This window comes from Tsukamurella pseudospumae (assembly GCF_001575205.1).
In the GTDB taxonomy this organism is placed as follows: Bacteria; Actinomycetota; Actinomycetes; order Mycobacteriales; family Mycobacteriaceae; genus Tsukamurella; species Tsukamurella pseudospumae.
The window spans coordinates 1-24,299 of the sequence record NZ_LSRE01000023.1 but is presented as its reverse complement, the minus strand read 5'-3'; the positions used below and the strand labels follow the sequence as shown (position 1 = coordinate 24,299).

24 protein-coding genes and 2 rRNA genes are annotated in these 24,299 nt (G+C 70.7%); 4 read left to right on the top strand and 22 right to left on the bottom strand.

From position 1 onward, the window contains the following. Positions 1-33 precede the first annotated feature (33 nt). Genes AXK61_RS15695 through AXK61_RS15685 form a run of 3 tightly spaced genes read left to right on the top strand, consistent with a single transcriptional unit; the run spans position 34 to position 1,821 of the window. A complete protein-coding gene (locus AXK61_RS15695) occupies positions 34-543 on the top strand; it encodes a hypothetical protein (protein WP_068746249.1) in 510 nt (169 codons plus the stop codon). Between the two features lies 1 nt (position 544). Further along, positions 545-1,459 carry a hypothetical protein gene (locus AXK61_RS15690; RefSeq protein ID WP_068746247.1) on the top strand — a complete coding sequence of 305 codons (915 nt, stop codon included), beginning with the start codon at positions 545-547 and terminating at the stop codon, positions 1,457-1,459. After that, positions 1,456-1,821: a GntR family transcriptional regulator gene (locus AXK61_RS15685; protein WP_068746244.1), complete on the top strand. Its 366-nt coding sequence runs from the start codon at positions 1,456-1,458 to the stop codon at positions 1,819-1,821. Before AXK61_RS15690 ends, AXK61_RS15685 begins: the two co-directional genes overlap by 4 nt. A gap of 48 nt (positions 1,822-1,869) precedes the next feature. Here AXK61_RS15685 and AXK61_RS15680 read toward each other — a convergent pair whose 3' ends face one another. The 20 genes from AXK61_RS15680 to AXK61_RS15585 form a co-directional block, all read right to left on the bottom strand. Beyond that, on the bottom strand, positions 1,870-3,201 hold the full coding sequence (locus AXK61_RS15680) for an MFS transporter (RefSeq protein WP_231855571.1): 1,332 nt from the start codon (positions 3,199-3,201) through the stop codon (positions 1,870-1,872). A gap of 1 nt (position 3,202) precedes the next feature. Further along, positions 3,203-4,645 (bottom strand): ribosome biogenesis GTPase Der, encoded by a 1,443-nt coding sequence (gene der, locus AXK61_RS15675; RefSeq protein WP_068746240.1) that lies wholly within the window; start codon positions 4,643-4,645, stop codon positions 3,203-3,205. Then, the gene (gene cmk, locus AXK61_RS15670) at positions 4,642-5,325 is read right to left on the bottom strand and encodes a (d)CMP kinase (RefSeq protein ID WP_068746343.1); all 684 of its coding nucleotides are present in this window, start codon (positions 5,323-5,325) and stop codon (positions 4,642-4,644) included. The genes der and cmk overlap by 4 nt, the downstream gene beginning before the upstream one ends. Positions 5,326-5,339: 14 nt before the next feature. Beyond that, a complete protein-coding gene (locus tag AXK61_RS15665) occupies positions 5,340-6,284 on the bottom strand; it encodes a pseudouridine synthase (RefSeq protein ID WP_068746238.1) in 945 nt (314 codons plus the stop codon). A gap of 42 nt (positions 6,285-6,326) precedes the next feature. After that, positions 6,327-6,905 (bottom strand): hypothetical protein, encoded by a 579-nt coding sequence (locus AXK61_RS15660; RefSeq protein ID WP_068746237.1) that lies wholly within the window; start codon positions 6,903-6,905, stop codon positions 6,327-6,329. After that, on the bottom strand, positions 6,898-7,551 hold the full coding sequence (scpB, locus tag AXK61_RS15655) for an SMC-Scp complex subunit ScpB (RefSeq protein WP_068746235.1): 654 nt from the start codon (positions 7,549-7,551) through the stop codon (positions 6,898-6,900). Before scpB ends, AXK61_RS15660 begins: the two co-directional genes overlap by 8 nt. After that, entirely contained in the window at positions 7,548-8,438 is an 891-nt protein-coding gene (locus AXK61_RS15650) for a segregation and condensation protein A (protein WP_082789386.1), read from the bottom strand. Before AXK61_RS15650 ends, scpB begins: the two co-directional genes overlap by 4 nt. Positions 8,439-8,494: 56 nt before the next feature. Next, a complete protein-coding gene (locus AXK61_RS15645; protein WP_156485699.1) occupies positions 8,495-9,382 on the bottom strand; it encodes a ParA family protein in 888 nt (295 codons plus the stop codon). Positions 9,383-9,487: 105 nt separating this feature from the next. Next, entirely contained in the window at positions 9,488-11,191 is a 1,704-nt protein-coding gene (locus AXK61_RS15640; protein ID WP_231855570.1) for a serine/threonine-protein kinase, read from the bottom strand. A 168-nt stretch (positions 11,192-11,359) separates the two neighbouring features. Beyond that, on the bottom strand, positions 11,360-12,313 hold the full coding sequence (locus tag AXK61_RS15635) for a site-specific tyrosine recombinase XerD (RefSeq protein ID WP_068746229.1): 954 nt from the start codon (positions 12,311-12,313) through the stop codon (positions 11,360-11,362). A 2-nt stretch (positions 12,314-12,315) separates the two neighbouring features. Then, on the bottom strand, positions 12,316-12,999 hold the full coding sequence (locus AXK61_RS15630; RefSeq protein WP_414930003.1) for an NUDIX domain-containing protein: 684 nt from the start codon (positions 12,997-12,999) through the stop codon (positions 12,316-12,318). Next, a complete protein-coding gene (locus tag AXK61_RS15625; RefSeq protein ID WP_068746225.1) occupies positions 12,980-14,713 on the bottom strand; it encodes a CTP synthase in 1,734 nt (577 codons plus the stop codon). The genes AXK61_RS15630 and AXK61_RS15625 overlap by 20 nt, the downstream gene beginning before the upstream one ends. Before the next feature lie 65 nt (positions 14,714-14,778). Then, positions 14,779-15,699, bottom strand: coding sequence for a copper transporter (locus AXK61_RS15620; RefSeq protein WP_082789375.1), 921 nt, complete (start codon positions 15,697-15,699; stop codon positions 14,779-14,781). Continuing rightward, positions 15,700-16,890: a putative cytokinetic ring protein SteA gene (gene steA, locus AXK61_RS15615; protein ID WP_068746221.1), complete on the bottom strand. Its 1,191-nt coding sequence runs from the start codon at positions 16,888-16,890 to the stop codon at positions 15,700-15,702. It abuts the gene before it with no gap. Positions 16,891-17,022: 132 nt separating this feature from the next. Continuing rightward, complete coding sequence (gene recN / locus AXK61_RS15610) at positions 17,023-18,813, bottom strand: DNA repair protein RecN (protein WP_068746219.1); 1,791 nt, start codon at positions 18,811-18,813, stop codon at positions 17,023-17,025. A gap of 4 nt (positions 18,814-18,817) precedes the next feature. Beyond that, on the bottom strand, positions 18,818-19,720 hold the full coding sequence (locus tag AXK61_RS15605) for an NAD kinase (RefSeq protein ID WP_068746216.1): 903 nt from the start codon (positions 19,718-19,720) through the stop codon (positions 18,818-18,820). Continuing rightward, positions 19,717-20,541: a TlyA family RNA methyltransferase gene (locus AXK61_RS15600; RefSeq protein ID WP_068746214.1), complete on the bottom strand. Its 825-nt coding sequence runs from the start codon at positions 20,539-20,541 to the stop codon at positions 19,717-19,719. Before AXK61_RS15600 ends, AXK61_RS15605 begins: the two co-directional genes overlap by 4 nt. A gap of 4 nt (positions 20,542-20,545) precedes the next feature. Next, positions 20,546-20,764 (bottom strand): hypothetical protein, encoded by a 219-nt coding sequence (locus tag AXK61_RS15595; RefSeq protein ID WP_231855569.1) that lies wholly within the window; start codon positions 20,762-20,764, stop codon positions 20,546-20,548. A gap of 10 nt (positions 20,765-20,774) precedes the next feature. Further along, positions 20,775-21,725 (bottom strand): HAD-IIA family hydrolase, encoded by a 951-nt coding sequence (locus AXK61_RS15590; RefSeq protein WP_068746212.1) that lies wholly within the window; start codon positions 21,723-21,725, stop codon positions 20,775-20,777. Beyond that, complete coding sequence (locus AXK61_RS15585) at positions 21,722-22,423, bottom strand: hypothetical protein (RefSeq protein WP_197466826.1); 702 nt, start codon at positions 22,421-22,423, stop codon at positions 21,722-21,724. Before AXK61_RS15585 ends, AXK61_RS15590 begins: the two co-directional genes overlap by 4 nt. On the opposite strand from AXK61_RS15585, the gene AXK61_RS26005 reads away from it, so the two are divergent. After that, positions 22,412-23,218, top strand: coding sequence for a hypothetical protein (locus AXK61_RS26005; RefSeq protein ID WP_068569852.1), 807 nt, complete (start codon positions 22,412-22,414; stop codon positions 23,216-23,218). The two genes, AXK61_RS15585 and AXK61_RS26005, sit on opposite strands and share 12 nt — an antisense overlap. A 225-nt stretch (positions 23,219-23,443) precedes the next feature. Here AXK61_RS26005 and rrf read toward each other — a convergent pair. Further along, a 5S ribosomal RNA gene (gene rrf / locus AXK61_RS15580) occupies positions 23,444-23,560 on the bottom strand. A 139-nt stretch (positions 23,561-23,699) separates the two neighbouring features. After that, positions 23,700-24,299: ribosomal RNA gene (locus AXK61_RS15575) — 23S ribosomal RNA — on the bottom strand; the annotation flags it as partial.

Here is a 24,299-nt window from a genome sequence, read left to right as displayed (position 1 = left end):
CCTTGTATCAAACACACGACACAAGGAGTCAAAATGCGTCGCTCCCTGATCGCCGCCGCAGCGGTGGCCGTCGCAGGCCTCGGCATCACCGCGTGCGGGACAGGCACAACGGTGACGAAGTACCCAGTCTCCGGCACTCTCGTGGCACTTCCACAATGTGCTGGTGACGACTTCATCGTCTTCAACGACGGCGTCGGACCAGCGATCAAGCGCGCCGGCCAGAGCCTTGCCGAACTCGCACGACCGGTGAATTTCAGCGGGGCGTTCAGCGCCGAGGAGTCAGCCACCGGACGGCTCGGCCTCACCATCGAGATGTGCGGCCCAGGCGCAGACCAGGATGCGACCCGCGATGGAGCCTCCACGCTGGCACGTACCTTCGCCCGTACCGAGGGACTGAAGGACAAGTTGGGCAGCCTACTCATCATCAACAGCGACAAGGGAATCCGGATCGTCGCGTCCCCTTTCGATGCGCAACGCTTCGGATCGGACGCCCCGCTCACCGACCTACGCGCACTGTGGCGCGACAGCCCCAAGGAGAACTGACGTGCTCACACTCATCTTCCTGCTTCCTCTCATCCCGCTCGCTGTGCTCGCGGTGATCGCCCGACTGATCTACGTCCTGGTCACGACCGACACAACGGCTCCACGCACCCCCGAAGCGCGCCGCGCATCCCGCTCCGTGGCGGTCGCTCTCGGCGTATCGAGCGCGCTGGCGATCGCAGCAGCAACCGCGCTCATCGCGACCGACGAGCTCGGCCGCGGCCTGCTCCTCGCCTTCCCCGTGGCGCTGTTCGTGCTGCAGGTCGGGCTCGCCGTCGCGACGGCGATCATCGGTTCCGCAGTCAGATCACGGGGGACGGCCCGTGCGGCGTCGCTCACGACCCGCCGCGTCAGCGACACCGCGCCCCGCAAGCTCCTCACCGCGACACTGGTCGGCGCCGTCATCGCTCTCACCTTCGCCGGGATCGGCTGCGCGGTCGCCTCGGACGACGATGCCGGGCGCTCCCGTGCCTTCAGCTCGCCCGGCGAGTACGGCGGCGTCGAGATCACGACTCCGTTCACCGGCGCCTACTACGCGGTTCCCGTGATGATCGTCGTGCTGGCCTCGACCGCCCTCGCGATCGCGACCATTGTCGGCGCGCGCCGATGGGGTGCTCTCGATCAAGCAGAGCTCGACATCATGCTCCGTGTCGGCGTCAGCACCCGCACGATCGCGGCGACCGCGGTGTCCAGCGGCATCCTGCTCGTCGTTCTCGGTTGGTCGCTCATGGTCGCCGCACTGCAGGTCGCGCATTCGACTGCGGATTCAACGTTGTGGACCATCGGGCAATACGCATTCCCCGCCGGCGCCGCATTCGGCTTCGCACTCGGAGTCTGGGGGTTCCTCGCCTTCCTCGTTCCCAACCGGCCCCGCAAGACCGGAGCGTCCGCTGCTGCCCTCCGGGAAGTCCGAGCATGACCGGACCCGCGATCGTGGTGCGCGCGGACGATCCGCTGCCCCCGTACGAGCAGATCCGTCGGCAGATCGCCGGGGTGATCGCGTCGGGCGGCCTCAAGCCCGGGGACAGGCTCCCTCCGCTCCGGCAGCTGGCGCGCGATCTGGACGTGGCGGTGGGCACCGTCGGGCGGGCGTACCGCGACCTGGAGGCGCAGGGGTGGGTGGAGTCCCGGCGCGGGCGCGGGACACATGTGCTCACGCCGCCCACGGCCACCGTCGCGCCGCCGACGGAGTCTCTGGAGCGCCTGGCCCGGGACTACCTCGCCGCCGCGATGGAGCTGGGCTTCACGCAGCAACAGGCGATCGACGCGGTGCACCGCTGACCGGCCTGTCCGAATCGGCCAGAATCCGAGTGCGAGCGGAAAGGCTGCTCACGCCAACGCGCGGTCGCGGGCCGGCCGGACCCGCGTGAGCAGCAACAGCCCCAGTGCCAGCACCACGATGATCCCGCCGATGCCGGCGCGATCGGTGCCGAACGCCCACACGAAAAGGCCGAACAGTGCCGGGCCGAGGAACGACGCGGCGCGCCCCGTGGTCTGGTAGAGCCCGAACATCTGCCCCTCCCGCCCGGGCACCGTCATCCGCGCCAGCATCGAGCGGGCGGAGGACTGCGCCGGGCCCACGAACACCGTGAGCATCAGTCCGAAGATCCAGAACATCGCCTCACCGCGGACGAACAGCAGCACCGTCCCCGCGAACAGCATTCCGACGAGACACGTCACGATCACCGGCTTCGGGCCGATCCGGTCGTCGAACCGCCCGGCGATCACCGCGCCCAGCGCGGCCACCACGTTCGCCGCCACACCGAACAACAACACCGTCGACTCGCTCATCCCGTACACGGAATGCGCCAGCACCGCGCCGAAGGTGAAGGTCGCAGCGAGACCGTCGCGGAACACCGCCGACGAGACCAGGAACCACACGACGTTGCGGTCCTCGCGCCACAGCGATCCGATGGTCGCGAACAGCTCTCGGTACGCGCCCACGATCCCCCGACGGTGCGCCGTCCCGTCGGGCGGGAGCTCGGGGACCACGAACAGCACCGGCAGCGCGCACACGCCGAACCAGACCGCCGCGAACACCGCCACCAACCGGATGTTCAGCCCACCCTCGGTGGGAACGTCGAGGAAGCCCCGCGTCGGGCCGTCACCGGCGATGAAGCCGAAGTTGCACAGCAGCAGCAGGACGATGCCGCCGAAGTACCCGCAGGCCCAGCCGATTCCGGACACGCGCCCGATGGTCTCGGGGGTCGAGACCTGCCGCAGCATCGCGTAGTAGGGCACGTTCGCCAGCTCGAAGGCGACGGTACCGACGGCCAGCAGCAACAGGCCGAGCCAGAGGTACTGGTACTCGTCGCGCACGAAGAAGCAGCCCGCGGTGCACACCGTGACCACGGCGCTCCACACCGCGAGCGAGAACCTCCGCCGTCCTGCGGCATCCGACCGACCGCCGAGCACCGGCGCGAGCACCGCCACGACGAGGCCGGCCGCGGCCATCGCCCACGACAACCAGCTGGTCGCGCTGATCGACCCCGGCAGGTCCTTCCCGACGGCGCCGGTGAGGTACACGGTGAAGATGAACGTGGTCATCACCGCGTTGAACGCGGCGCTTCCCCAATCCCAGGTGCACCACGCCACGACCTGGCGGCGCGGAACCGTACCCGGCACCGTCGGACCCGCCGCACCGGCGGCCGGAGAGCTCACGCTACTTCTTCGCGCGCTTCTCGCGGACCCGGACGTTCACCCGCACCGGCGAACCGTCGAAACCGAACTCCTCGCGGAGGCGACGCTCGAGGAAGCGGCGGTATCCCGCCTCGAGGAAGCCCGAGCTGAACAGCACGAAGGTCGGCGGGCGGGTGGCGGCCTGCGTCGCGAACAGCACCTTGGGCAGCTTGCCGCCGCGCAGGGGCGGCGGGGTCGCGGCCATGACCTCGCGCAGCCAGTTGTTCAGGCGGCCCGTCGGGATGCGCTTGTCCCACGACTCCAGCGAGGTCTCGATCGCCGGGACCAGCTTCTGCAGAGCGCGGCCGGTCTGCGCGGAGATGTTCACGCGCAGCGCCCACGGGATCTGCACGAGCTCCCGGTCGATCTCCTTCTCCAGCTGGTAGCGCCGGTCCTCGTCGACGAGGTCCCACTTGTTGTAGGCGATCACCAGCGCGCGGCCGGACTCGATCACCATCGACAGCACCCGCAGGTCCTGCTCGGTGATCGGCTGCGAGGCGTCGATGAGCACGATCGCGACCTCGGCGGCCTCGATCGCGCCCTTGGTGCGCAGCGACGCGTAGAACTCGTGGCCGCTGGCCTGGTTGACCTTCTTGCGCAGGCCCGCGGTGTCGATGACCTTCCACGTCTTGCCGCCGAGCTCGACGAGCGAGTCCACGGGGTCGACGGTGGTGCCCGCGACGTTGTCGACGACCGAGCGGTTCTCGCCCGTGAGCTTGTTGAGCAGCGAGCTCTTGCCCACGTTCGGCTTGCCGATCAACGCGATGCGGCGCGGTCCGGTGCCGCCGGTGCCCTCGCGGGGCGTCTCGGGCAGGGCCTCCAGGATCACGTCGAGCAGGTCACCGGTGCCGCGGCCGTGCGCCGCGGAGATCGTGTGCGGCTCACCGAGACCCATGGACCACAGCGACGCGGCCTCGGCCTCGGTGCGCTGATCGTCGACCTTGTTCGCCGCGAGGATGACGGGGGTCTTCGACCGGCGCAGCACGCGGGCGACGGCCTCGTCGGTCGCGGTGGCGCCGACGGTGGCGTCCACGACCACGACCACCGCGTCTGCGGTGCGCATGGCGACCTCGGCCTGCTGGGCGATCGACTGCTGCATGCCCTTGGCGTCGGGCTCCCACCCGCCGGTGTCCTGCACGAGGAACCGGCGGCCGGCCCAGTTGGCCTCGTAACTGATCCGGTCGCGGGTGACGCCGGGGATGTCCTCGACCACCGCCTCGCGGCGGCCCAGGATGCGGTTGACCAGTGTCGACTTGCCGACGTTCGGGCGGCCCACGATCGCGACCGTCGGCAGCTTCGCCGCGGCCTCGGCGGCCTCCGCCTCGAGATCGGCGAAATCGCCCTCGTAGTCGGCGAAGTCGCCCTCGTCGTCCCAGGTGCCGTCCGCGGCATCCGAGCCGGCGTACTCGAACTCGTTGTCACTCATCGCGTGACCTCCTTGTCGCGGGAGGCCGCCAGTGCGCGCTCGGCCAACTCGGCCACCGCCGCGACGGTCTCCTCCAGGTTCATGTCCGACGAGTCCAGTTCGATCGCGTCCTCGGCCGGCCGCAGGGGCGAGACCTTCCGCGTCGAGTCCAGACCGTCGCGGCGCTGCACCGAGGCCAGCACGGTCTCGTAGTCGCTGGGCAGGCCCAGCTCGGTGTTCTGCGCGTGGCGGCGCTGCGCCCGCGCCTCCGCGGATGCGGTCAGGTAGATCTTCACCGGTGCATCGGGGAACACGACGGTGCCGATGTCCCGGCCCTCCACCACGATCGGCGTCTCGTCGTCGGCCGCGATCGCGCGCTGGTAGTCCACCAGCTGCTCCCGCACCTCGGGGACGGCGGAGACGGCGGAGACCGCCGCGGTCACGTCGTCCTCGCGGATCCGGCGGGTCACCGAGATCTCGTCGAGCTCGACCTGCTCGGCCAGCGGGTCGCAGCCCATCGCCAGCGGCAGGTCGGCGGTGCCGGCGGCGATGGCCGCCGGATCGGCCAGATCGAGCTCCTGGTCCAGGGCCCACACGGTCGCGGCGCGGTACATCGCGCCGGTGTCCAGGTACCGCGCGCCGAGGTTCTCGGCGATACGGCGGGCCACCGTCGACTTACCCGTCCCGGACGGGCCGTCCATGGCGATCACGAGGGTCACAGTCCCACCGCCTTGTACAGGGAGCCGACCTCGTCGCGCCCCAGGACACGCAGCGTGCCCGGGCGCTGGTCACCCAGTGCCACGGAGCCCACGTGCGTGCGGACGAGCCGCTCGACGGGGTGCCCCACCTCGGCGAGCAGCCGCCGGACGATGTGCTTGCGGCCCTCGTGCAGCACGATGCGCACCATCGACCGGCCCTCGGACGCCTCGAGCACGGAGAACTTGTCGGCCTTCACGGGGCCGTCCTCGAGCTCGATGCCGCTCCGCAGCTTGCTCCCGAGGCTGCGCGGCACCTCGCCGTGCACCCACGCGAGGTAGGTCTTGGGCACCTCGTACGACGGGTGCATGAGGCGGTGCGCCAGCTCTCCGTCGTTGGTGACCAGCAGCAGGCCCTCGGTATCGGCGTCGAGCCGGCCGACGTGGAAGAGGCGCTGCCCCGCGGCGACGCGTTCGGCGACGATGTCGCCCACGCAGGGGCGGCCCATGTCGTCGCTCATCGTCGACTGCCAGCCGCGCGGCTTGTTGAGCACGAGGTGCACGAGGTTCTCATTCACCAGCACGCGCACCCCGTCGACGCGGACGACCGCGACGTTCGGGTCCACGCGACGCCCCTGTTCGATGACGATCTCGCCGTCGACCTCGACGCGACCGTCGGCGATCATGTCCTCGGCCACGCGCCGCGAGGCGACGCCGGCCTGCGCGAGCACCTTCTGCAGGCGGATCTGCTCACCCGGGCCCGCAAGCGCGGTCCCCTGGTCCGACGGTGCGAAATCCGTCGGGTCCGGCGCGGGGACGTTCTGCGTGCGTGCGGGTTTCGCGTTGGAGAGGCGGGGTACGCCACCCTGGCGCCCGGCCTGCCTCTGGGTCTTCTTGGCACCCTGTTTCGGTGCGTTGGTTCGGTTTCTGTCCGGTGTGCCATCACGGCGAGCGGGTCTGTTCATGATCCCTCCATGATCGCAGGTCGCGGCCGAAATCGGTATTCGTCAGCGCGGCGCGGTGCGCGCCTCGCTCAGCGGGCGGTTGCGGCGCCCCATGAACAGCAGCGTCGCAGCCACGGAGGTGAGCACGATGGTCCACACCAGACCAGCCCTCGGTGGGAAGAACAGCGGGTCGCCGCCCTCCTTCCCGCCGGTCAGGTCGTCGAGACCGCTCAGCATCATCGCGGGGAAGATCCAGAGCAGGATCGACAGCACGGCGGCGAGCCCGAACAGGCCGCTCGCGATCGCACGGCCGCGGGCGGCGAAGGTCGGCCGCACCGACGCGACGACCACCAGGATCAGCGCGACGACCGCGAGCCCGGCCGTGGCGTATCCCCACGGGAGCACGCCGTCGGTGCTCGCACCGATGCCGTGATCGCCGGTGTCCACGGTCCGGCCGGTGCCCGTGAACCCGACCGGCACACCCACCCGGCCGACGGTGAGCCCGAACCACGGCACCGTCGCGGCCCAGACGGTGAACCCGGCCACGAGCGCGGTGAGGACGAGCGGCCACCAGCGGCGGACCGTCGGACCTGCGGCGCCGAGCGGGAAGGCCTCCCGGAGGACGACGGAGAGATCAGGCATCGGGATCGAATCCGATCACGTCGGCGCTCTTGCGGCCGAGTCTCGCGAACCTGGGCTCCTCGTCGAGCGTGGAGCTGAGGTCCTCGATCACGTCGACCTCGGGCAGCAGGGGCGCGAGCGGCGGCAGCTCGTCGAGCGAGGTCAGACCGAGCCGCTCGAGGAACATCTCGGTGGTCGCGTAGGTCGTGGCGCCGGCGATCGCTCCGGCCTCGGTGATGAGGCCGCGGGCCGCGAGGGTGCGCATGACGCCGTCGACGTTGACGCCTCGCACCGCGCCGACCTGGGAGCGGGTCACGGGTTGCTTGTAGGCGATGACCGCGAGGGTCTCCAGCGCCGCGCGGGTGAGCTTGGAGCGCACGCCGTCGAGCAGCAGGCGCTCGACGTAGGGCGCGTACTCCGCCCGGCTGTAGAGGCGCCAGCCCTCCGCTGACTCGCGCAGTTCCAGCCCGGAACGGCGCTCGGCGAGCTCGCCGGCCCACGTGCGCAGGTCGGCGGTGATCCGTTCCTCCGGCTCCTCCAGCGCGGCGCCCAGTTGCTCCGCGGTCGCGGGGGCGTCCACCACCAGCAGGAGCGCTTCGAGCGCGGACCGCAGCTCGTCGGGTTCCATGCCCTCGACCAGGGCGAAGTCCTCGGCCTGCTCGCTCATTCGTCCTCCTCGGGTGTCTCGTCGTATTCGTCGACGGTGCCACCGACCACCGTGCCATCGTTCTCGCCGGACCAGCGGACCTTCAGGTCGCCGAGGGCCTCGGGCTGGTCGAACAGCACCGCCCGCTCGCGGTACAGCTCGAGCAGCGCGAGGAACCGGGCGATGACGGCGATGCCCGAGTCGCAATCGGCGACGAGCTCCGCGAAGCCCGACCAGTGGTCCGGCCGCTCCCGCAGCCGCGCCGCGATGAGCTTGGCCTGCTCGGGAACGGAGACCTTCGGCACGTGCAGGTGCCCTAGGCCCACCGTCGGCTTCACCTTGGGCGTGAACGCCGACGCCGCGACCAGCGCGAACTGCTCCGGCGTGACGCCCAGTCGGACCGGGGGCACGAGCTCCTCGAACCGGGGTTCCAGGCCCACGGCCCGGGGATACCGACGGTTCGCCTTCGCCTCCAGCTGGGCCATCAGCTCGGCGACCTGCTTGTACGCGCGGTACTGCAGCAGCCGCGCGAACAGCAGATCGCGCGCCTCGAGCAGAGCCAGGTCCTCCGCGTCCTCCACCTCGCCGGACGGCAGCAGACGAGCGGCCTTCAGGTCGAGCAGCGTCGCCGCGACGACGAGGAACTCGGTGGTCTGGTCCAGGTCCGCGTCCGCGCCGAGCTGCTTCGTGTACGCGATGAACTCGTCCGTGACCACGTGCAGCGCCACCTCGGTGACATCCAAGCGGTGCCCACCGATCAGCTGCAGCAGCAGGTCGAACGGTCCCTCGAAGTTCGCGAGCTTCACCGTGAAGCCCGACGGTGCCTCCGGCTCCCCGTCCGCCTGGGCGGCACCGTCGGGGACGGGTCCGGGGGCGTCGGGCGCGGCCGGCCCGGGCACCTGGTCCACAGTGCCGGCGAGGGCCTCGATCGGCTCGGCGTCGACCGGCTGCGTATCGGTGGGACTCACTTCTCCTGCGCGATCACCTCGCGCGCGAGGGCGCGATAGGCGTTGGCGCCGGACGACTTCGGCGCCCAGGAGGTGATCGGCTCCCCCGCGACGGAGGTCTCCGGGAAGCGGACGGTGCGCGAGATCACCGAGTGGTACACCGCGTCGCCGAACACCTCGACGACGCGCGCCATCACGTCGCGCGAGTGCAGCGTCCGGGAATCGAACATCGTGACCACGATCCCCGCCATGCCCAGCCGCGGGTTCAGGCGATCCTTCACCTTGTCGACGGTGTCGGTGAGCAGAGCCAGGCCACGCAACGCGAAGTACTCGCACTCCATCGGAATGAGCACCTGATCGGCGCAGGCCAGCGCGTTCACCGTGAGCAGGCCGAGAGACGGCTGACAGTCGATGAGGATGTAGTCGTAGCGATCCAGCACCGGGTAGAGCGCCCGGCCGAGCGTCTGCTCGCGACCCACCTCGTTGACCAGCTGGATCTCGGCAGCGGAGAGGTCGATGTTCGACGGCAGCAGGTCGAGGCCGTCGACCCGGGTGCGCAGCAGCACGTCGTCGGCGGAGACACGCGACTCCATGAGCAGGTTGTGCACCGTGAGCTCCAGCTCGTGGTGCGCGACGCCGAGGCCCGCGGACAGCGCCCCCTGCGGGTCGAGGTCGACGAGCAGCACCCGCCGGCCGTACGCCGCGAGCGAGGCGCCGAGGTTGATCGTGGTCGTGGTCTTGCCGACGCCGCCCTTCTGGTTGCACACCGCGATGACGCGCGCGGGGCCGTGGCTCGTCTTCGGCGTGGGCTCCGGGAACTCGACGTGCGGCCGACCTGTGGCGTCCAGACCGTCCTCGGCCGTGGGCTTCGGTGCGTGGTGATGATCCAGCTCCCCCAGGTCCAGGCCCGGGTTCTCCGCGTCGGGCGCTGCCGCCACTAGCCCACCTCCTTCGTGCTTCCCCACCACCCTAATGCGCGTGTCGAAATGCGTGCCGCATCGGCACGCGGGTCATCCGCGCAGCTGCGTCGGTCCGGTCGGATCGAATGTCCCGTTCCCCGGGTTCGACAGTGCGCTCGGGCTCGATTCCCGACGGTGCTGCAGCCAGTCGATCAGCCACCCCAGTAGGCCGACAAGTACAAGCGGCAGTGTGAAGACCAGAACGAACCACACCGCGAGCCACGAACCGAAGGACAGCCCGATCGAGCGGTCCAAGACGGTCATTGCCGCGAAACCACCGACGAACAACAGTGGCGTCGCCAGAAGCGACCACGCCCACCGGCCGCCTCGTCGCCGCGCCACTCCCCAGGCAGTCGGGGCCAAGAGCGCAGCGACGACCGCAATGACGTTGCTCGGCAGACTTACCTGAAGCGCCCAGCCGATCCCAAGGAGCACGAACATCGAAGCAGCGATGTACCGCCGGCCGAGACTCAGTCCTGTGGACCCCACGTATCCCGCCACCCCAAGGCACGCGAACGCCGAGGCCACGAAGAACCACGTGGACTGCGTCCACGCAAGCTGCCTTCCGATCCCCAAGATCAGCGCAGCGACCATGATCACTGCGGCACTGACCAACCAGCTCCCGCGAGCAGGAGGCACCGTCGGGCGTGGGATGGGCGGTGGCGAGGGCACCACCCCGGCGGGCGGCGCCATCAGCGGAGCGAACCCGGCACTCGCGTGCGGGGCGTGCAGGGTGACGTCGGAGTGACCCGATAACAGGGCCGACTGCAGGGCGGCGGCGAACTCGCGGCTCGACGCGAACCTGTGCGTCGGATCTTTCGCCAGGCCCCGGCCGAGCACAGCGTCGACCTCCGATGAGAAGCCCGGACGGCGAGTCGCGAGCGACGGCACCGGCGATCCGAGGTGGCCGGTGATCACCTTCACCGCGTTGGAGTCCGCGAACGGCGGGGTGCCCGCGAGCAGGTGATACGCGGTCGCGGCCAGCGAATACTGATCCGACCGGGTGTCCACGGTCTCGCCCTGCAACTGTTCCGGCGACGCGTAGTTCAGCGTCCCGACAGTCATCCCCGTCCCGGTGAGGTCCGAGGCCTCCGCACCCATCCGGGCAATCCCGAAATCGGTGAGCATCACATGCCCCGCCTCGCTGACCAGGATGTTCGCCGGCTTCACATCCCGGTGCACCAGCCCGCGAGCACCGGCGAAGTCCAGCGCGTCGGCCACCGTCGAGATGATCCGCGCGACCTCCGGCACCGGAATCGGCCCCGCCGCAGCGAGTTTCCCGACATCCCTGCCATCGATGAGCTGCATGCTGATCCACAGCCGACCGTCGTCCTCGCCCTGGTCGTAGACCTGCACGATCGCCGGATGCGACAGCCCCGCCGCCAACTCCGCCTCGCGATGGAACCTCGCCTGGAACTGCTCATCCCCGCTGACCTGCGCGCCCAGTACCTTGATCGCATCCGAGCGTGGCAACCGCGGATGCCGCCCGACGTACACCTCACCCATACCGCCGGCACCGAGCGTCCGCTCGATGACATATCCCGCGAACGTCGTCCCCGGTTCGATCACAGCAACCTCCCCCGTTGTGTGGTGAAACCCTAGCGCGCATTTCGGGTGCGGATGGCCTGCCGCACCCGGAGCGCCCAGTCGCACCCGGCGTGCCGGGTGCGGTCGCGCGAAACGGGTGCGGATGGGTTCCCGCACCCGTTCTGCCCGCTCGCACAGTGGCTCGAACAGTGCGCGAGCGATGACCACGACCGGGGGTATGCACGAATCGCATAGCCTCAGCACATCACCGCAGGTCAGAGGAGATGCGTCGGACGCATCACTCCGCGATCGATCCCACCTCGCCCGCGCCCGCCCCGCACCCGCCCCGCGGCCGGCCCACGCCCGCCCCGCGGCAGCCCGCGCCCGCCCCGGCGTTCAGCCGAGCGCCCGCGGGTGCGCGGAGACGTACACCTCGCGCAGCGCCTGCACCGTCACCAGCGTGTACACCTGCGTCGTCGTCACCGAAGCGTGACCGAGAAGCTCCTGCACCACGCGCACGTCGGCGCCGCCCTCCAGCAGATGCGTGGCGAACGAGTGGCGCAGGGTGTGCGGGGAGACGTGCACCGTCGACGTATCGATCCCCGCCCGCTCCGCCGCCGCGGACAGCACCTGCCACGCCGACTGCCGCGAGAGTCGCCCGCCGCGCACGTTGAGGAACAGCGCGGGATTCGAGCGCTTCACCAGCGACGGCCGCCCCCGCACCAGGTAGGCGTCCAGCGCGGCCAGGGCCGGCCGGCCGATCGGCACCACCCGCTGCTTGCCGCCCTTGCCGAGCAGCACCACGGACCGGGATTCCGCGTCGATGTCGTCGACGTCGAGCGCCGTGACCTCGGAGATCCGCGCCCCGCACGAGTACAGCAGCTCCAGCATCGCCCGGTCCCGCAACCTCGACGGGGTGTCGGACTCGGCGTCGCCGCCCGCCGCCTCGAGCAGCGCGATCACCTGCTCCACCGGGAGCGCCTTCGGCAGCCGCTTCGCAGGCGCGGGCGGCCGCACCTCGCGGGCCACGTCGGCCGCGGCCATGCCCTCGGCGGCCGCGAACCGATGCAGCCCCCGCACGGCGATCAGCGACCGGGCGGCCGAACTCGCCGCCAGCGGCGGATGGTCCGCGGAACCGGAGCGCAGCGCCACGAGGAACCCGCTGACCTGCGCCTCGGTCACCGCACCGAGGTCGTCGACATTGAGCCCGAACAGGTACTCGCGGTACCGCTCGAGATCCCGGCGGTAGCTGCTGAGCGTGTTCGCGGCGGCGCCGCGCTCGACGGTGAGGTGGTCGACGTACGCGCGCAGCTGGCCCTCCAACGGACCGGCGAGCAGCGCGTCCGCCACCGCTACGCCTCGCCCTCCACGGGCCGGCCCTTGCGGGCCGCGAGGGCCGTCGGGCGTCCGGGCCAGGGCGCGTCGGAGCAGCGCAGCGGCGTGTCGTCGTCCGTGACCATGGTGGCGGCCAGGATCGCGCTCACCGACGTGGAGTTGACGATCTCACCGGACAGCACCATCCGGACGGCGTCGGGCATGGCGATCCACTCGACCGTCATGTCGAGCTCCTCGTCCTCCTGCTCGGCCATCTCGCAGTACCGCAGATCGGTGGCGAGATAGACGCGCACCATCTCGTCGGTGAACCCGGGCGACGGCGCGAGGTCGACGAGGACGTGCCACTCGCGGGCGCCGAGCCCCGTCTCCTCCGCCAGCTCGCGCTGCGCGGCGCAGACGGGCTCCTCCTCGCCGGTGTGGTCGAGTAGGCCCGCGGGGATCTCCAGCATCCGCCGACCCATGGGGTGGCGGTACTGGTTGACCATGGCGATGGCGCCGTCGGCGTTCATGGCGACGACGGCCACGGCACCGTCGTGCTCCACGACGTCACGCATGGCAATGCCACCGCCCGGCATCGTCACCTCGTCCCGGCGGACCGCGAAGATCGGCCCCTCGTAGACGGTGTCGCTGCTGAGCGCCCGGAAATCGTGCGTCTGCACGGAACCGAGCGATTCGAGCTGCTCAGTCATCTGCGTGGTCATCCTCCGACGGTACCTCTTCCGCCGCGGTGCGGACGCCGACCGGCAGTTCGAGCTCGGACCGGTACTTCAGAGCCGCACCGACGAAGGCCGCGAACAGCGGATGCGGCCTGGTCGGACGCGACTTCAGTTCAGGATGCGCCTGCGTCCCGACGAGGAACGGGTGCACGTCCTTCGGGTACTCGACGAACTCGACGAGGTGCCCGTCGGGCGAGACGCCGGAGAACGTCAGGCCCGACTCGGCGACCTTGTCGCGGTAAGCGTTGTTGACCTCGAAGCGATGACGGTGCCGCTCCGAGACCTCGGTCGAACCGTAGGCCTGAGCCACGATCGAGCCGCGCTCGAGCGTCGCCGGGTAGGCACCGAGGCGCATGGTGCCGCCGAGGTCGGCCTCGCCGGCGACGGCCTGCTCCTGGTCGGCCATCGTCGAGATGACCGGGTACTGCGTGTCGTCGTCGAACTCGGTGGAGCTGGCACCGTCGAGGCCCACCGACCGGGCGGCCTCGATGACGATGCACTGCAGGCCCAGGCACAGGCCGAGCAGCGGCACGCCGCGCTTGCGGGCGTAGCGGATGGCGCCGAGCTTGCCCTCGATCCCGCGGATGCCGAAGCCGCCGGGGATGAGGATGCCGTCCATGTCGCGCAGCGCCGCGGACGCGCCGGCCTCGGTCTCGCAGTCGTCGGAGGGCACCCAGGAGATCTGGACCTTCGCCCAGTTGGCGAAGCCGCCGGCGCGCAGCGCCTCGGTCACCGACAGGTAGGCGTCGGGCAGGTCGATGTACTTGCCGACCAGCGCGATGTTGACGGTCTCGCGGGGCTCGTGGACCCGCTTGAGCAGATCGCCCCACACGGACCAGTCGACGTCCCGGAACGGCAGGCCCAGCTTGCGCACGACGTAGGCGTCGAGCTGGTTGCGGTGCAGCACCTTCGGCACGTCGTAGATCGAGCCCGCGTCGGGGCAGGAGATGACGCCGTCGATGTCGACGTCGCACATCAGCGCGATCTTGTTGCGCTGTCCCTCGGGCACGTCGCGGTCACAGCGCAGGATCAGCGCGTCGGGCGTGATGCCGATGCTGCGCAGCGCCGCGACGGAGTGCTGGGTGGGCTTGGTCTTGAGCTCGCCGGACGCGGCGAGGTACGGCACCAGCGACACGTGCAGGAAGAAGACGTTGTCGCGGCCGACGTCGTGCCGCACCTGGCGCGCGGCCTCGAGGAAGGGCTGCGACTCGATGTCGCCGACGGTGCCGCCGATCTCGGTGATCACGACATCGGGGACGATGCCCTCGGCGTCGGGGGCCTGCATCGCGAGGATGCGGGCCTTGATCTCGTCGGTGATGTGCGGGATGACCTGGACCGTGTCGCCCAGGTACTCGCCGCGGCGCTCCTTGGCGATCACCGTCGAGTACACCTGGCCGGTGGTGACGTTCGCGATGCCGGAGAGGTTCCGGTCGAGGAACCGTTCGTAGTGGCCCACATCGAGGTCCGTCTCGGCACCGTCCTCGGTGACGAAGACCTCACCGTGCTGGAACGGGTTCATGGTGCCCGGATCGACATTGAGGTAGGGATCGAGCTTCTGCATGGTCACACGCAGACCACGTGCGGTGAGGAGCTGTCCCAGACTGGAGGCCGTCAGGCCCTTACCCAGCGAGGACGCAACGCCCCCGGAGACGAAAATGTGCTTGGTGGCGACACGCGCGCCAACGCGAGGAGAGGGCAACGAGACTCCCGTATTCGAGCGGATGGACCTGCTTCATCTACGGGACTCCAATCTATCACCTGCCGTCAGCGAACACCCGATCCGTAGGCGCGGACATCGCCGCGCGTCGCCTGCACGAGCGCGAGCACCGTCGACACCTGCCCGACGACGGTGTCGGCGTCGTCGACGGTGGCGAGCCGCGAGCTCAGTTCCTTGTCCTGGCGCACGACCACGATCGGGCCCGCACCCTGCGACGATCCGGTCCGGCCGGCGAGCACAGCACCGTCGCCGTGCCGGGACAGCCCGGCGGCGAGCCGCCCGATGCCCTGCCCCTGCCCGGCCCGATCGCCGGGCACCGTTCCGCCCGTGACGATCACCACGGCGCGCGCGCCGGGCACCGTCGGGCCGGAGAAGTCGACGAATCCGGCCTGCTTGAGGGCGGCCAGCGCGTCGGCCCGCCCGTTCGACGGGGGCCGGACGCTCCCCTGCGACAGCAGCACGGCGCCCAGTAGATCGCCGGCGCGGGCGCGGGGGTCGACGAGGGAGGCGTCGACGGTGACGCCGTTCGGGGCCGCGTTGTCGACGACGCCCCGGAGCCGCTCGGCCTTGTCCTCGGCGTAGAGGTCGTCGGTCAGCTTCAGGGTGCCGGCGACGGTGCCGCCGGCCTGCGTGATCCGACGGGTGATCTGCGCCAGATCCCCGGCGTCGGCCGCGGGTGCGGTCACGAGCAGGACCGGGATGCCGTTCAGCCCCCGTCCCAGAGCCGACGGTGCCGCGGCGTCCGCGAAGGAGTCGGCCGCGCGGGCTCGGTCGGTGAGCTCCGTGTTCTGCCGCTCGAGACCCTCGACCTGCGCGCGCAGGTCCTTGAGGTCACCGTCAGTGGTGAACCGGGCGAGGACTCCCCCGCCCAGCGCGACGCCGACGGCGAAGGCCAGCAGCACCGCCGCCCAGACCAGGGCCGGGCGGCGAGCGCCGGGCGAACGGAGTCGGCGCGACGGGCCCGGCACCTAGAGGGCCCGGAACTGGCCCTGGACCCAGAGCGCGAAACGGTTCCACTGGTCGATGACCCACTGCAGCAGGTCGTGGCCCTGGTTGGAGACCAGCACCGCGACGACCACGGCGACCAGCGCGGCGAGGATGAACAGCGCGATCGCGCCGCCGTGCCCGCGGCTGCGGTAGAGGGTCGCGACGGCCTTGCCGTCGACGAGCTTGGTGCCCACCTTGAGGCGGGTGAGGAAGGTCGACGGGTTCGACTCGCGTCGGCCGGCGTCGAAGAACTCCTCCAGCGATGCGGAGTGACCGACGGAGACGATGAGCGACGCGCCGTGGTGGTCGGCGATGATCAGCGCGAGGTCGGCCGCGGAGCAGGTGGCCGGGAAGGTCATCGCGCCGATGCCGAGGTCCTGGATCCGCTCGAGGCCGGGCGCGTGGCCGTCGGGCGCGGCGGGCAGCACGACCTGCGCGCCGGAGCGCAGCGTGTTCGTGGTGATCATCTCGGGGTCGCCGACGATGAGGTCCGGCCGGTAGCCGGCCTTGACGAGGGCGTCGGCGCCGCGGTTCACGCCGATCAGCACCGGCGCGTACTCCTTGATGAAGGGCTTGAGGCGCTTGAGGTCCTCGACGTGGTCGGCGCCGTCGGAGACGACCAGCACGTGACGGTCGCTGAGGTTGACCTCGACGTCGGGGATGCCGACGCCGTCGATGAGCAGCGGCGACTCGACGCGGATGAACTCGACCGTGTTGCCGGCGAAGGCCTCGAGGTGATCGACCACGCCGGAGCGCGCCGCGAGCATCCGCGAGGTGACGTCCGTGTCGGTGAGCTCCTCGCCCTCGGCCAGCTCGCGCTCGCCCGCGTACACGCGGCCCTCGTGCACGCGGACCTTGGCGCCGTCCTTGATGCGGGAGAACACCTCCTTGCCGGCGTCGTCGACCAGCTCGATCCCGGCGGCGGCCAGCACCTCGGGTCCGAGGTTCGGGTACCGACCGGAGATGAACGGCGACGCGTTGACCACCGCCGCGACCCCGGCTTCGACCATGAGATCGGCGGTGGTGCGGTCGAGGTCCAGCTCGTCGCACACCACGATGTCGCCGCGGCCGATCCGGCCGAGCAGACGCGTGGTGTCCTTGTCGACCCGGGCGGTGCCGGTGACGCCGGGCAGGTTCGACGTGTTGCGGGACAGCAGGCCAGTGAGCTTCATGTCGCACATATTGCCCCGTGAGTCACAGAAGTCACGGGAGGCGCGCCGACAACACACGAAACTTGAATCACACGGGTGTCACTCCGTCGCGTGCGCCCCGCGATCCCAGGGACCGCGGAGTTGGTCGGGCCGTCACCGGTCTCCGGCGTGTTCTCCGCTCTGCGCGACCTTGTCCGAGTCCGCCGCCTCGAGCAGCTCCTCCGCGTGCGCGCGACCCGTATCGGAATCGCCCAGCCCGGCGAGCATCCGGGCCAGCTCGGCGATCCGCTCGTCGCGCGACAGCGCGGTCAGGGTGGACGTGACGGATCCCTTGCCCGTCTGCTTCCCGACGGTCAGGTGCGTGTCCGCGAAGGCGGCGACCTGCGGCAGGTGGGTCACGACGATCACCTGGTGCCGCTGCGCGAGTGCCGCGAGCCGGCGGCCGATCTCGACCGCGGCCTTGCCGCCGACGCCGGCGTCGACCTCGTCGAAGACCATGGTCAGGCCCTGCTCGGTGGCCGCGAGCACGACCTCGAGGGCCAGCATGACGCGGGAGAGCTCGCCGCCCGACGCGGACTTGCCGATCGGCAGCGGGTTCGCGCCGTCGTGCGCGACGAGCCGGAACTCGACGACGTCCGTGCCGTGCGCACCCGCGCGGCGCGGCGCACCGTCGACCACGACGCCGGTGCCGTCGGCCTCGGGCGAGAGCGCGTCGGGCGCCACGTCGACGGTGATCGACGCGCCGCCCATGGCGAGCTTGCGCAGCTCGCCGGTGACCTTCTTGCCGAGCGACCCCGCGGCCTTGACGCGGGCCGCGGTGAGCGCGACCGCCGCCTCCGCGAGTGAGGACTCGAGCGCGGTGACGCGGGTCTGCAGCGCCGCCAGGCCTTCCGCGGACGTGTCGATCCCCTCGAGCCGCTCGCGGGCCTGGTCGGCCCAGGCGATGACGCCGTCGATGTCGGGCGCGTACTTGCGGGTCAGGGTCTTGAGCTCGGACTGGCGCAGCAGCAGCGACTCGAGCTCCGACGGGTCGCTGGGCAGGTCGGAGAGGTACCCGCCGAGCTCGGTGGCCACGTCGCCGGCGACGGTCGCGGCCTCCTCCACGCGCTCGGCGAGCGCGCGGAGCGCGGCGTCGTCGGACCCCGACAGCGCCGCGCGGACGGTGCCGAGCAGGTCGAGCACCGACCCGGCGCCCTCGCCGTCGGCGCCGTACCCGGCGCCCGTCAGCGCGGCGTACGAGGTGTCCGCGGCCTCGCGGAGGCTGTCCAGATCGGACAGCCGCTTGATCTTCTCGACGGTGTCCACGTCCTCGCCGGGGACCGGCTCGACACCGTCGATCTCGGCGAGCGACGCGGTGAGATGGTCCTGCTCCAGCGCGAGCTCCCGGGATCGGGTGGTCCGGTCGGCGAGCTCGGCGCGCGCGGCGAGCCACTCCTCGCGCACCCCCTGGTACTTCCGCAGCGCCTTGCCCGCGGGCGCGCCCGCGAAGGCGTCGAGCAGGTCGCGCTGTCGCTCGGGGCGCAGCAGCCGCAGCTGGTCGTTCTGGCCGTGCACGGTCAGCAGGGGCCCGGCGAACTCGGACAGTGTCCCCACCGGGACGCTCCGGCCGCCGAGGTACGCACGGGATCTGCCGTCGGCCGCGACGCTGCGCACCGCGATCACGGCGTCGTCGTCGAGCTCGCCCCCGGCACCGTCGACGACCTCCCGCACGGCGCCGGCGGAGCTGGCCCCGGACAGGGAGAAGCGCCCCTCGACCACGGCCTTGTCGGCCCCGGCGCGGATGCGGCCGGGGTCGGCGCGCGCTCCGGCCAGCAGGTGCAGGCTGGTGACCACCATGGTCTTGCCGGCACCGGTCTCGCCCGTCAGCACCGTCAGTCCCGACGCGAACTCCGCGGCCGCCTGCTCGATGACGCCGAGCGAGTTGATCCGGATCTCCTCGAGCACGTCCCTATCCCCCGATTCCGGCGTCGTGCCGACGCCCCGTGCCGTCAGTGCCCTCGCGGCGGCCGCGCCAGCCGCTGATCGGCAGTTGGAATTTCGTCACCAGGCGGTCCGTGAACGGACCCGCCCCCAGCTTGATGAACCGCACCGGCTCCGCGCCGCGACGGATCTCGATGCGCCCGCGCTCGGGAATCTCCAGCGTGCGGCGTCCGTCGCAGAAGGCGATCGCCTCCGACCGGCTGCCCTCGACCTCGACGGCGACGGTGGACCGTGGGCTCGTGACCATGGGCCGCGCGAACAGGGCGTGCGCGTTGCTCGGCACGATGAGCAGGGCCTCCAGGTCGGGCCACATCACGGGGCCGCCCGCGGAGAAGGCGTAGGCCGTGGATCCCGTGGGGGTCGCCACGAGCAGCCCGTCGCAGGCGAAGCGCGAGACGGGGCGCCCGTCGACCTCAGTGACCAGTTCCAGAAGGCCCTGCCGCGAACGGTTCTCGACGGAGACCTCGTTGAGCGCCCAGCCCTGCGTGACCAGTTCGTCGCCGTCGTGGATCGCGATGTCCAGCGTCATCCGGGGGTGCACGGTGTACCGGCGGTGCAGGAGGTCGTCGATGGTCTCCGGCACGGTGTCGAGCTCGGACTCGGCGAGGAAGCCGACGTGGCCCAGGTTGATGCCGATGATGGGGACGTCCGCGCGGCGCGCGAGCTCGGCGCCCCGGAGGAATCCGCCGTCGCCGCCGAGCACGACCACGACCTCGCAGCCGACCGCGGCGTCGTCCGCGGCCTCCTGCACGTCACTCTCGAGCTTCATGCGCACGCCGGCCGCATCCAGGCGGCGGCGGATGTCATCGACGGTGCGGTCCACGTCGTGGCGCAACGTGTGCACCACCACCAGGAACGTGCGGTCGCTCATTGCGGTCCCTCCGTCACTGCCGTCTCGATCATCTCGTCCAGGTCGTTGGAAAGCAGAGTGGGGGCGGCCTCGTCGCTTTCGCGCCGCAGGTGCAGGAAGTACTCAACGTTGCCGGACGGTCCGGGCAACGGGCTGAAGGTGACGGCTCGCGTGGCCAGTCCGGACGCCGCTGCGGCCTCTGCGACGCCGCGGACGGCGCTCGCACGGAGCTGCGGATCCCGCACTACCCCACCGGTTCCCAGGTTCCCCTTGCCCACCTCGAACTGCGGCTTGACCATGGGCAGCAGGTCGCCCCCGACGGCGGTGCAGCGCGCGAGTGCGGGCAGTACCAGGCCGAGCGAGATGAACGACAGGTCGCCTACCACGAGGTCGACGGGGCCGCCCACCTGCTCGGGCTCGAGGAACCGGACGTTGGTGCGGTCGAGGACGGTGACCCGCGCGTCGTCGCGGAGCCGCCACACGAGCTCGCCGTAGCCGACGTCGACGGCGTAGACGCGTTCCGCGCCGCGGTGCAGGAGCACGTCGGTGAAGCCGCCGGTCGACGCGCCGGCGTCGAGGCACCGTCGGCCCTCGACCGGGATGTCGGGGAAGGCGGCGAGCGCCCCGAGGAGCTTGTGCGCCCCGCGCGAGGCCCATTCGATCTCGCCGGCGACGGCGGTCACGTGCACCGGGTCGGCGGGGTCGATCTGGTTCGCGGCCTTGCGGGCGACCTGCTTGTTGACGGTGACGCGACCGGCCTCGATCAGCTCGCGGGCGTGCTCGCGGGACCGGGCCATGCCGCGGCGGACCAGCTCGGCGTCGAGCCGTACTCTGCGCGCCATCGCGTCAGGCCCGATCCACGGTGTCCAGGGCGTCGACCAGTAGGTGGTGTGCCTGTTCGAACAGCGCGGCCTGCCGCCCGAGGGTCGCCAGTTCGCCGACACCCGCGACCGCTCCGGGGTCGACGACCGGGGCCGCGTCGAGTTCGTCGACGCGGTGCATGAGGTCCTCGACGGCGATGCGCACATCGGCGGGCTCGTCCCCGCGAAACACAGCTGCGTCCACGGTCACCACGCTATCGGATGACCAGACGCAGCCCCGCGCGGCGCTCCTCCGGAAGCTCCCGCGCCGCCGCGACCGCGGGGTACGCGGACTGCGCGGGATCGGCACCGGGAGCGCCGGTCAGGATCAGTTCGTCGCCCTCGACGGTGGCGGTCCACCCGGCACGCGGCCCGGGCACGGATTCCGCGCGCGGAGCGCGGAGCCCCGCGAGGGTAGCGGCCAGGTAGGTGGGCTGGTGCACGTCCGGCGCGGCGACGACGTCCGCCACGCCGTTCACGCCGGTGAGCACGAGGTAGGTGTCGACGCCGAGCGCGTTGCCGCCCTCGATGTCGGTGTCGAGGCGGTCGCCGACGACGAGCGGCGTCCGTGCGCCGGTCGCCTCGACGGCGTCCGTGAGGATGCGCGTGCCGGGCTTGCCCGCGACCTGCGGGGCGCGGTCGGTGGCGTTCATGACGGCGGCGACCATCGAGCCGTTGCCCACGAGGAGTCCGCGTTCGGTGGGGAGCGTCGCGTCGGTGTTGGTGGCGACCCAGACCGCGCCGGCGCGGATCGCCAGCGCCGCCTCGGACAGCAGCGCCCATCCCGTCTCCGGGTTGTGCCCCTGGATCACGGCGCGCGCCTCCTCAGCGCGGTCCACCAGGATCAGGCCACGCGCCGTGACCTCCTCGCGAAGCGCCTGCGCACCCACGACGAGCACGGGCGTGCCCGCGGGGACCAGGAACGCGAGCAGACCCGCGCCCGCCTGGGCGCTGGTCACGACGGCATCGTCGGGGGCCTGGAAGCCCAGGTCCCGCAGGTGCTGTGCCACGTCCGACGGTGCGCGGCTGGCATTGTTGGTCACGTAGGTGACCGGTAGGCCTTCGAGCGCCTCCGCGGCGCCGGGGATCGCCACGGCCCCCGCGTAGACGGTGCCGTCGAGGTCGACGAGCAGGCGGTCGTACGCGGAGACCAGACCGGCGGTCATTCGCGCGCGTCGTCGGTGCTGTCGGCGGCCTCGAGGTCAGCGGCGTCGTCCGCGGTCCCGACGTTCTCCGCAGCTTCGATGATCTCGTCGGTCTCGATGTTCTCGTCGGTCTCAGCGAAATCGTGGGGATCCTCGGAGGACAGCTCGGCGACCCGCTCCTCGGCGTCGGTGAACTCATCCTCGTCGGCGGCCGCCGCGTTCAGGAACCAGGTCAACGCGTCGGCACGACGATCCGCGTTGAGCAGAGCGTCGGCGTAGGCGTAGAACAGGCGGGCGGCGTGGAAGCCGCGCCGGGACGGGTCGAGGTCCTCGGCCTGCAGGGTCACGACGGCCTTGTCGTAGTCCCCCATGTCCATCCGCGCGCCGGCCTCGACGATCCGCAGCTCGGTCCGGTCGTCGCCCGTGAGCGTGGCCGCCTCATCACCGCGCGCCGTCTCGATGGCCTTCTCGGGACGGCCGAGGCCGCGCTCGCTGTCGGCGATCATCGGCAGCAGGTTGAGCGTCCCGCCCATCCGCTTGGCCGCTCGCAGCTCGCTGAGCGCCTCGGACCACTCGCCGTTCATGTAGGCCGCGATGCCGCAGGCCTCACGGACCGCCGCGATCCGGCCCGCACGCTCCCTTGCCGCCCGCGCGTGTGCCAACGCCGCGGCAGGATCGGAATCGAGCAGACGGCCGGCCATCACGAGGTGCGAGGACACGAGCTGTGCGTTGTTCTTGTCGAGGCTGAGCATGTCACGGCGGATCGCCGGATCGAGCTCCCTCGGATCGACGTCGTTCGGGATCGACGGCTCGCCCGCGCGTGTCCGGGGCCGCTCGGACCGCTGGTCGTCGCGCTGGAAGCCGCCGCCCGGGCGACCGCCCTGGCCACCGGGGCGCGAGCCGTTGCGGGGGCCCGATCCGCCCGAGCGCCGGTCGCCGCCGAAGCTCCGACCGCCGCGGGAGTCTCCACCGCGGGAGTCACCCCCACGGTTGCCACCGAACTCACGGCGCTCGCCGCCACGGGAATCACCACTACGGTTCGCGCCGAAGCTGCGCCGATCGCCACCGCGGGAGCCTCCACCACGGTTGCCACCGAACTCACGACGGTCACCACCACGGGAATCACCACTACGGTTCGCGCCGAAGCTGCGCCGATCGCCACCGCGGGAGTCTCCACCACGGTTGCCGCCGAACTCACGACGGTCACCACCACGGGAGTCTCCACCACGGTTGCCGCCGAACTCACGACGCTCGCCGCCACGGGAATCACCGCCGCGGTTCCCACCGAAGTCGCGACGCTCACCACCGCGCGAGTCACCGCCGCGGTTGCCACCGAAGTCACGGCCTCCACGCGAGTCGCCGCTCCGGTTGTCGCGGCGGTCGCCGCCACGGGAGTCCCCGCCTCGGCCCTGGTACCCGCCGCGCTGGCCGCCCGAACGCTCGCCGCTTGCGCGACGGTCATCGTTCGAGCCACGGCCGGCGCCCCGATCGTTGCTCCGCCCGGTGCCACGTGACGAATCTCCGCCGTTGCCTCGGTCCGCCCGATCGGCGGGATTGGTGAATCCGGCACGCTGCCGGCGGTCGCCGTTCGAATCGGCCACGGTGCACCCACTTCCCGTCGCCTCCGCGGCGACTCACGCTATTACTGTACTTGGACATGACGAAGGCCCCTGGGGAGTGGAACACTCACTGAGCGTTCGACACGATCCCCAAGGGCCTTCATCCTGTATCTAATTTTAGTCCGGCGGTGTCCTACTCTCCCACACCCTCACGAGTGCAGTACCATCGGCGCTGAAGGGCTTAGCTTCCGGGTTCGGAATGGAGCCGGGCGTTTCCCCTTCGCTATGGCCGCCGTAACACTGCGAAACAACACATGTGTTGTCTCAGACATTGCATAGTGGACGCGAACCAACCCTCACGGGCCGGATTTCTGTGAATTGTTACACGCATAATCTTCTGTGAGCCATCAGTGCTCGTTTTGGCGAATGTTATGTGTGTGGTAAGTCCTCGACCGATTAGTACCAGTCACCTGCACGCATTACTGCGCTTCCAGTTCTGGCCTATCAACCCCATAGTCTGTAGGGGGTCTTACCCACTCAAGGTGGTGAGAATCCTAATCTTGGAACAGGCTTCCCGCTTAGATGCTTTCAGCGGTTATCCCTTCCGAACGTAGCCAACCAGCCGTGCTCCTGGTGGAACAACTGGCACACCAGAGGTTCGTCCGTCCCGGTCCTCTCGTACTAGGGACAGCCTTCCTCAAGATTCTAACGCGCGCGGCGGATAGAGACCGAACTGTCTCACGACGTTCTAAACCCAGCTCGCGTGCCGCTTTAATGGGCGAACAGCCCAACCCTTGGGACCTACTCCAGCCCCAGGATGCGACGAGCCGACATCGAGGTGCCAAACCATCCCGTCGATATGGACTCTTGGGGAAGATCAGCCTGTTATCCCCGGGGTACCTTTTATCCGTTGAGCGACACCGCTTCCACTTGCCGGTGCCGGATCACTAGTCCCGACTTTCGTCCCTGCTCGACCTGTCAGTCTCACAGTCAAGCTCCCTTGTGCACTTGCACTCAACACCTGATTGCCAACCAG